The following is a 7,797-nucleotide window of genomic DNA, read 5'->3' as shown; positions in this document are numbered from 1 at the left end:
AAAAAGTACAAAACCGAAGTTTTGCTTTTCGCCAGTTTGACTGACTACCTATGAAGTATCATAGGATTTTTTTATAAAAACTCGAATTAACAGGTACGTTTTGTCTTGTTTAGTTTTCAAAGATCATTTTCGTTATCGCTCGTAAGCGACTTTAATATCTTAACATTTTACGTCGATTAAAGTCAAGAACTTTTTTCAATTTCTTTTTTTAACCTCGTTGCTGTTTTGCGGCAACGAATAATAATATACCATCTGGATTCTTTCCTTGCAATAGTTTTTTTAAAAAAAGTTTCATTTTATGAAAAATAAAAAGCGCCATAGATAAAATGGCGCTTTGATTGATGTATTAGCGGTTTCTCATTTGTGGGAAAAGCAGTACATCTCTGATTGATGGAGAATTTGTTAAAAGCATGATTAATCGGTCGATCCCGATTCCTAAACCACCTGTTGGAGGCATGCCGTATTCTAATGCTTCAACAAAATCGTCATCCATTAGATGTGCTTCGTCATTTCCTTCTTCACGTTCTTTTAATTGAGCTTCAAATCGTTCTCTTTGATCGATTGGATCGTTTAGCTCTGTGAATGCATTTGCGTGCTCACGGCGTACGATAAACAACTCAAAACGATCTGTGAAGCGAGGATCTTCAGGATTTTTCTTAGCTAATGGAGAAATCTCCACTGGATGTCCGTAAATGAATGTAGGCTGAACCAATGTTTCTTCTACTTTTTGCTCGAAGAACTCATTGATAATATGACCTACTGTCATATTTTTCGTGATTTCAACACCATGATCAGCAGCATGCTGTTTTGCTTCTTCTACAGACATCTCCTGCCAGAAGTCTACACCTGTTGCTTCTTTGACTGCTTCAACCATATGCAGTCTCTTCCATTCAGGTTTGAGATCAATTTCATCTTCTCCATATTGAATGGTTGTTGTTCCCAGCACCTCTTGGGCAATATGAGCAATCAAGTTTTCAGTCAGATTCATGATGTCTTTGTAGTCTGCGTATGCTTCATACAGCTCGATCATCGTGAATTCTGGATTATGACGAGTCGATACACCTTCATTACGGAAAACACGGCCAATCTCGTATACTTTCTCTAGACCACCGACAATTAGGCGTTTTAAGTGCAGCTCGATCGCAATACGCATATAAAGCGGCATATCAAGTGCATTGTGATGAGTAATGAAAGGACGCGCTGATGCACCACCAGGAATGCTGTGCATTGTTGGTGTTTCAACTTCTAAGTATCCTTTAGAATCTAAGTATCTTCTCATGGATTGAATGATTTTACTTCGCATAATGAACGTCTGCTTACTTTCTGGATTTACAATGAGATCAAGGTAGCGCTGACGATAGCGCTGTTCAACATCTTTTAATCCATGATATTTATCAGGAAGCGGGCGAAGTGCTTTTGTCAGAACCTCAAAGCTAGTCGCTTTAATAGAAAGTTCTCCTACATTTGTTTTAAAAACAGTTCCTGTTACACCGATGATATCGCCTAGGTCTGAGCTTTTGAATAATTCATAAGCTTCTTCCCCTACACTATCTTTACGAACATAGATTTGAATTTGTCCTTCTAAATCTTGAATATGCGCAAAGCCAGCTTTTCCTTTACCTCGCTTTGTCATCATACGTCCAGCGATTGTCACTTGAGCCGCTTTTCCTTCTAAGTCTTCTTTAGAAAACTCGTCATATTCAGCGATAATTTGCGCAGATTGATGAGAGCGGTCATATCGTTCACCGAATGGATCGATACCCTCTTCTCTCATTTTATTCATTTTGTCACGTCTGACCTGGAACTGGTCATTTAATTCTTCGTTATTAAGCCCTTCATTACTCATTTATATCACTCCAATAATGTATTTTGCAGAAAAAAGCAGAAAAACTGCCAGTACATCAACTAGCAGTGAGCTACAAAAAGAAAGATAGTCTTATCCTACTTTTATACTTTGAAGCTCTTTTGCCTCGGCTTCGATCGTAAAGTTATCAAGAACTTGTACAAGCTCCGCTCTCGTTTCACTTTGATTGATTTGGTTTCTTACGTCAGCGTTGCCGCGGACCCCTTTTAAGTACCATGCTGCATGCTTTCTCATTTCTCTAACAGCGACATGCTCGCCTTTCAAGTCAATGAGTCTGTCTAAGTGAAGTTTGCACACTGACATTTTCTCACGCACGTTTGGCTCTTCTTTCAGTTCACCCGTTTCTAAATAATGAACCGTTCGATAAATCATCCACGGGTTTCCTAGTGCGGCTCTTCCGATCATGACAGCGTCAACACCCGTTTCATCAAGCATACGTTTCGCATCTTGAGGGGTTTTGACATCGCCATTGCCGATGACAGGAATTGAAACAGATTGTTTAACCTCTTTCATAATATCCCAATTCGCTGTTCCTTCGTACATTTGCACGCGTGTCCGTCCGTGAAGCGCAACAGCTTGTCCACCTGCTCGTTCAACAGCACGGGCATTGTCGATAGCAAAGATATGGTCTTCGTCCCAGCCCATTCTCATTTTCACTGTAACTGGTTTGTCTACAGCTTCTACGACAGCAGAGACCATTTCATAAATCTTGTTTGGATCAAGGAGCCATTTCGCTCCTGCATCACATTTCGTAATCTTTGGTACGGGACAGCCCATGTTGATATCAATAATATCCGCTGTGGTATTCTGGTCTACAAACTTTGCCGCTTCGACGAGTGTGTCTTTTTCCCCTCCAAATATCTGAAGGCTCAAAGGCTTTTCCCGTTCATCAATGTATAGCATACCCATTGTTCTCGCATTGTTGATCAGGATCGCTTTGTCACTGACCATTTCAGCACAGACTAAGCCCGCTCCAAACTCTTTCACCGTCAGTCTGAAGGCAGAGTTGCACACACCAGCCATTGGCGCGAGCACTACTTTGTTTTTAATCTCGATATCTCCGATTTTAAACATTTTTCCCCCTCCTTTCTTCTTCAAGAATTGGTGAAAGTTCTTCCACCGTTATATTTAAAGCATCTGCTATTTGACCAACCAATTGGTTTGTTGGTAATCGATTGCCTCGCTCAATTTCTCCTAAGACAGAGACAGAGATGCCCAGTCTTTTCGCGAACCCTTCCTGAGTATACCCTTTTAGCTTTCGGTATGCACGAATTCTTCTACCCCACATGTCTTTTTCCATATGCTTACACCTTCTTGGTCTGTTACGGCATTTATTTGTACTTCGCCGATTTCTGGGCAAATCTCACTCATCGGGACAAGAACGAATAAACGTTCGTACATTCTGGGATGCGGCACTACAAGTTGTTCTGTTTCAATATTTTCACGATTATAAAGTAAAATGTCAAGGTCAGCCGTTCGCGGACCCCATCTCACTTCTCTTGTTCTACCTAACTCCTGCTCAATTTTCTGAGTAAGAGACAGTAGTTCCTCTGGACGAAGTGAAGTGGTAATTTTCACGGCCATGTTTAAAAAGTCATCTTGGTTTTCATAGCCTACAGGTGCTGTTTCATATATCGATGAGATTAATTCTACTTGAACCTCTGGATGTTCATGCAGTTTTTTGACGGCTTCTTTTAAATAGGTTTCTTTTTTACCTATGTTTGAGCCTAATGCGATGTATGCTGTATTGTTCATGTGCGCGATCTCGTCATTTCAATTGCAACGGACTGATAGTGTCCTGGAATTGGCGGATCTGGTTTGATCACCTTCACTGTACATTCCTGAACTGTTGGAAAGTCCTTTAACACTTGGTTTGCAATTCTTTCTGTCAGTGTTTCAACGAGATTGACCGGCTCACCTTCTACAATGCTTTTGCAAATTTGGTAAAGCTCTGCATAGTTGATGGTCTCATTGAGGTCATCAGTTTGTCCGGCTTTACTTAAATCAAGTGAAGCTGTTAAGTCCACGCGGAATCGCTGTCCTAGTTTATTTTCTTCTGCAAATACGCCGTGGTACCCGTAAAATTCCATTCCGTTTACATATACTTTATCGATGATAAGCGCCTCCCTTATTCAGCATGGCATCCATCATTTTTGCCATTCTTGCTATTTCTTTTACATCATGTACACGGACCATCGCACTGCCCTTTTGAATCCCAAGGCAAACCGTCGCACCTGTTCCTTCAGTACGTTCTTCAGGCGGCAGGTCTAAGACAGCACCAATGAATCGTTTTCGAGATGTAGCTAGCAGCAGTGGATACCCAAGGTGACAAAAATGTTCGAGTTCATTCATGACCTTCAGGTTGTCCTCTTTATTTTTTGCAAATCCTACACCTGGATCTAATATGATCATGTCATCACGGACACCCGCTTGCTGGGCAATTTGGACACTTTCTTTCAAATCGGCGATCATATCTGAAATCAGATGTGTGTAGTTTCGTTCTGGCCGATTGTGCATTAAAATAATTGGGACATTGTGCTTCGCTGCCACATGTGCCATTTGGGGATCTGCCTTCGCTCCCCATACATCATTAATGATGGAGGCTCCAGCATTCACCGCTTCATCTGCAACACGGGCTTTATACGTATCAATAGAGATAGGTACATCTAATTCTTTTGTGATCTTCTCAATGACAGGAATGACCCTTGAAAGCTCCTCTTCTTCCGAGACAAGTGCCGCTCCCGGGCGAGTCGATTCTCCGCCAATATCAATAATATGCGCCCCGTCTTCTATCAGCTGCGCTGCATGAGCCAGCGCTTTATCTACTTGATTAAACTTTCCTCCATCTGAAAAAGAGTCAGGCGTGACATTTAAAATGCCCATGACCAATGTCTTTTCTTCATAACTAAGGGTGTGATGCTTGGCCTGTATGATTTTAGGCTGTTTTATCAATTGTTGTGTCATTGTGTCCACCTACTCTTTATGGTCTTGACGTTCTTTTGTGTATTGCATTCTTAACTTTGTTGAGATAATCCGGCTGTTTTTGGGCAAGTGGATGTCTCCTATACTCCTGAAAGGTACAACTCCCTGAACAGAATTGGTCATCCATGCCTCATCAGCTGAGAGCAAATGCGAGACTGGATATCGCCCTTCCTTTAGCGAGACCCCCATAGCGTGGAGCGTTTCCATACAGTATCGACGAGTAACCCCATTTAAAATGCCTGTATCAAGTGACGGTGTATAGATCACATCATCTTTTCGCCAAAATACATTCGAGGTAATGCCTTCTGCCACATCATCTTCTTTTGTTAAAAAGATGCCCTCTAACGCCGGGTTGTTCCCTACTTCTCTTTTCGCGAGCAGGTTGTTCATATAATGATGAGACTTGAGGCGTCTTGGCCCTTCTGGTGTGTTTCTTCTCGTTTGAAGAACGACTCCCTTTTTCTCTTCCAAAATAGATTCAGGACGGAATGGAGAGATCATGACAAAAACGACGGGCTCTTCATAAGGATCTGCAGAGAACCCATTGCCTCTGCCCGCAGAAACATTCAAGCGAATTCTCGCATGGCCGCCGGCTATTTGGTTTTTATTCAGTAAGGTATGAATGATGTCGAGTACAAATGGTTTCTCTATTGTGGATTCGATGCAAAGGTCACGTAATGATTGATTGAGCCTTTCAAGATGCCAATCTAACAGGAAGACTTGTCCTGCCAGGCTGGTAAATGTTTCGAATACACCGATGCCATATAGAAAACCATGATCAAAAGGAGAAAGAGTCGCGTCTTTCTCCTCTATATACTGACCGTTCAGATAAATGATCATGCGTTTACTTCATGCCCCTTTTTACGATAGGTTTCAATGAAATTTTTCAGCATTTCTTTTCCGAAGGACGTCATAATTGATTCAGGATGGAATTGCACACTTTCAATCGGCAGTTCTTTATGACGAATCGCCATGAGCTCGCCTTCCTTTGTGCTGGCTGTTGCGTCAAAGCACTCTGGCAGCGTCTCGTTTTTGACAATTAATGAATGATATCTCGTTGCGACGAGCGGATTTTGAAGTCCTGTGAAGACACCTTTTCCGTCATGTTTAATCTCTGATGTTTTACCGTGCATTAGGCGCTCTGCTCGAACGACATCCCCGCCAAAGACTTGTGCGATGGATTGGTGACCTAGACACACACCAAAGATTGGAATGCTTCCTGCAAAGTGCTTGATCGCCTCCATACTAATTCCCGCTTCATCGGGACTGCATGGCCCTGGAGAAATCATGAGAAAATCCGGCTTGAGCTCTTCAATTTCTTGAATGGTTACTTGATCATTCCGTTTCACGATCAATTCTTCTCCAAGCTCACCTAAATACTGGACCAGGTTGTACGTAAATGAATCATAATTATCAATCATTAAAATCATACTCTGCTCACCTCTAACTCAAAATAGTCTCTTCTTTGCTCAACTGTAATGCTTTTTTCACTGCATAGGCTTTTTTAATGGATTCTTTATATTCGTGTTTTGGAACAGAATCAATCACGATCCCGGCACCTGACTGCATAAAGGCTTTTCCTTCTGTACAATACGCAGTACGAATGACGATATTAAAGTGCATATCTTGATTGAATCCAAACCAGCCTATAGATCCAGTATAAAGCCCACGTCTTGTCGGCTCAAGTTCTTCTATGATTTCCATTGTTCTCACTTTTGGAGCACCTGTAATCGTTCCGCCTGGGAATACAGCTCTCATGACATCTACCGCATCACATTCATCACGCAGCTCCCCTTGTACATTGGATACAATGTGCATTACGTGTGAATATTTCTCAATCGCCATAAATTCGTTCACTTTTACTGAGCCATAAGTGGACACGCGTCCAAGGTCATTCCGCTCAAGATCAACGAGCATCACATGCTCTGCGCGTTCTTTTTCATTTTCAATGAGTTCCTTTGCCAGCGCTTGATCCTCAGCGTCGTCCTTGCCTCGTGATCTTGTTCCGGCAATTGGTCTTGTTTCTAGCTGAGTTCCTTTTTTCTTAATAAGCAGCTCTGGAGATCCACAAACAATCTGGAAGTCAGGCGTATGCAGGTAAGACATGTAAGGAGATGGATTTATCTGACGTAACGTTTTGTATAAATCATACGGATGAGTGTGAAGCTGTTCATCTTGTCTGATGGATAAGTTCACTTGGAACACATCACCGTTTGCGATATATTGCTTAATTTTTTCTACTGCTTCTCCAAAGGTTTCTTCAGTGAAAGGTGCTGCTGGTACAAATTCTGTGGAAGATTCATTGACAGGTGATTGTGCTGATTCTTCTGAAGAGCTTGTCCACTTTCGCTTCCATTCTTCAAGCCTTTGGTTCGCTTTACTCACTGATTCCCTTTCCTCTGTGTGAGTAATCAGCCACAGCGCGTGTTCCTTATGGTCAAAGACTGCAACATCATTAAACACGAGGAAATAAAGGTCCGGTGTTTTAAGATCGTCAATCGCCAGCATCTTAAAATGCTCGATGTACCTAGCATAGTCGTAGCTTAAAAACCCAATTGCTCCACCTTGGAAATCGGGATATTCGTCGTTTGTTTCGGTTTGAAGGGTTTGAAACCAATCCGTAAACGCTCTGAATGGATCACCCTCTTTGAACAGCACCTCATCTTGATAATGGATGGTCGTCATCCCATCTTTCCCCTTCGCTTTGGCGATCGGGTGAATACCAGCGATGCTATATGAACCGCCGCGCGCACTTTCAAGAAGCACATGATGTGTTTCACGAGCAGTTAATTGTTCGTATCTTTTCAAAAATGCATCTTTCGTAAAAGGAATTTTGATGCCCATCGGCCTGCGTTGTGTCATGTTATCATCCTTTTTCATTTTCATTAACCTTATTGTAATGCAATCCAATTTATTTAGAAAATAGTATTTGCTTTCCATCTTCAGAATTC

The 7,797-nt window shown here is 41.9% G+C and carries 9 protein-coding genes; all 9 read right to left on the bottom strand.

Features of this window, described 5'->3' with window-relative positions; genetic code table 11:
* Positions 1-346 precede the first annotated feature (346 nt).
* The 9 genes from lysS to pabB all read right to left on the bottom strand — a co-directional run bounded on the left by lysS (position 347) and on the right by pabB (position 7,708).
* Positions 347-1,846, bottom strand: coding sequence for a lysine--tRNA ligase (gene lysS, locus ACLGGR_RS18840; protein ID WP_034284259.1), 1,500 nt, complete (start codon positions 1,844-1,846; stop codon positions 347-349).
* A gap of 90 nt (positions 1,847-1,936) precedes the next feature.
* Complete coding sequence (gene dusB, locus ACLGGR_RS18835; RefSeq protein ID WP_142946812.1) at positions 1,937-2,938, bottom strand: tRNA dihydrouridine synthase DusB; 1,002 nt, start codon at positions 2,936-2,938, stop codon at positions 1,937-1,939.
* On the bottom strand, positions 2,931-3,164 hold the full coding sequence (locus tag ACLGGR_RS18830; protein WP_024425661.1) for a helix-turn-helix domain-containing protein: 234 nt from the start codon (positions 3,162-3,164) through the stop codon (positions 2,931-2,933). The genes dusB and ACLGGR_RS18830 overlap by 8 nt, the downstream gene beginning before the upstream one ends.
* Complete coding sequence (gene folK, locus ACLGGR_RS18825; protein ID WP_024425660.1) at positions 3,116-3,619, bottom strand: 2-amino-4-hydroxy-6-hydroxymethyldihydropteridine diphosphokinase; 504 nt, start codon at positions 3,617-3,619, stop codon at positions 3,116-3,118. Before folK ends, ACLGGR_RS18830 begins: the two co-directional genes overlap by 49 nt.
* On the bottom strand, positions 3,616-3,978 hold the full coding sequence (gene folB / locus ACLGGR_RS18820) for a dihydroneopterin aldolase (RefSeq protein WP_024425659.1): 363 nt from the start codon (positions 3,976-3,978) through the stop codon (positions 3,616-3,618). Before folB ends, folK begins: the two co-directional genes overlap by 4 nt.
* Complete coding sequence (folP, locus tag ACLGGR_RS18815; RefSeq protein WP_142946811.1) at positions 3,971-4,828, bottom strand: dihydropteroate synthase; 858 nt, start codon at positions 4,826-4,828, stop codon at positions 3,971-3,973. Before folP ends, folB begins: the two co-directional genes overlap by 8 nt.
* A gap of 9 nt (positions 4,829-4,837) precedes the next feature.
* Positions 4,838-5,686 (bottom strand): aminodeoxychorismate lyase, encoded by an 849-nt coding sequence (gene pabC / locus ACLGGR_RS18810; RefSeq protein WP_410973658.1) that lies wholly within the window; start codon positions 5,684-5,686, stop codon positions 4,838-4,840.
* Entirely contained in the window at positions 5,683-6,276 is a 594-nt protein-coding gene (pabA, locus tag ACLGGR_RS18805; protein ID WP_024425656.1) for an aminodeoxychorismate/anthranilate synthase component II, read from the bottom strand. The genes pabC and pabA overlap by 4 nt, the downstream gene beginning before the upstream one ends.
* A gap of 13 nt (positions 6,277-6,289) precedes the next feature.
* Complete coding sequence (gene pabB / locus ACLGGR_RS18800; protein ID WP_410973657.1) at positions 6,290-7,708, bottom strand: aminodeoxychorismate synthase, component I; 1,419 nt, start codon at positions 7,706-7,708, stop codon at positions 6,290-6,292.
* Positions 7,709-7,797: the final 89 nt, after the last annotated feature.

Origin of the sequence: Bacillus sp. BD48 (assembly GCF_046566805.1) — a bacterium.
Classification (GTDB): domain Bacteria; phylum Bacillota; class Bacilli; order Bacillales; family Bacillaceae; genus Bacillus; species Bacillus safensis.
This window is presented reverse-complemented; position numbering and strand designations above follow the sequence as displayed.